Origin of the sequence: Thermotalea metallivorans, from assembly GCF_001562415.1 — a bacterium.
In the GTDB taxonomy this organism is placed as follows: Bacteria; Bacillota; Clostridia; order Peptostreptococcales; family Thermotaleaceae; genus Thermotalea; species Thermotalea metallivorans.
Genome location: NZ_LOEE01000108.1, coordinates 1 through 907 on the forward strand (window position 1 = coordinate 1; position 907 = coordinate 907).

Genomic DNA, 907 nt, shown 5'->3' on the forward strand with positions numbered 1-907 from the left:
ATTATAAAAATAAGTCCGGCAAAAACTCTAGAAATGGCTTTAAGGAAAAAAATATCGTATCAAAGTATGGAGAATCTACAATTCAAGTACCTAGAGACAGAGAATCTACTTTTCAACCTCAAGTAGTAAAAAAAGGGCAAAAAGATGTCCATGGCATAGAAGATAAGATTTTAAGCATGTATGCAAAAGGACTATCCACCCGACAAATCTCTGAGTCATTAAGAGACATTTATGGCATTGATACAAGTCATGAAACAATCTCCAATATTACCGATAAAATTCTTCCCTTTATCCGAGATTGGCAAAATCGACCCTTAGAGCCTATATATCCTTTTGTCTACTTTGATGCCCTCTTTGTATCGGTAAAAGAAGGTCACAGGACAGCAAAAAAGGCTGTTTATACTGCTATAGGTATTGATCTGTCAGGAAGAAAAGATGTTTTAGGTATCTGGATTTCAGAAACAGAGAGTGCCCATTTTTGGCTTACTGTTTTGGATGAATTAAAGGGCCGTGGTGTACAAGATATTTGTATTGCCTGTATAGATGGCCTAAATGGCCTTGCAGAAGCTATTGAAGCTATTTATCCCAAAGCAAGAATTCAGCGCTGCATTGTTCATCTGATTGGAAATGCAACGAAATATGTTTCTGCGAAAGATAGAAAAGCATTTTGTAGCGATATAAAAGCTATTTATGGGGCTGCTACACGCAGAGAAGCTGAAGATGCCTTTGAAGTGTTGCGTGAACATTGGATAGAGAAATACCCATTAGCTGTGAGAATATGGGAGAACAATCTGGATAAGGTCTTATGCCTATATGATTTTCCTAGAGAGATTCGTCACATTATCTATACAACCAATGCTATAGAAAGCTACCACAGCTCTTTAAGGAAAGTAATCAATACAAAGGC

At 37.0% G+C, this 907-nt stretch carries 1 protein-coding gene; it reads left to right on the forward strand.

Annotated features, from left to right (window positions below; translation table 11 throughout):
• A partial coding sequence (locus AN619_RS15435) for an IS256 family transposase (protein ID WP_068558145.1) occupies positions 1–907 on the forward strand: 907 nt, incomplete at both ends.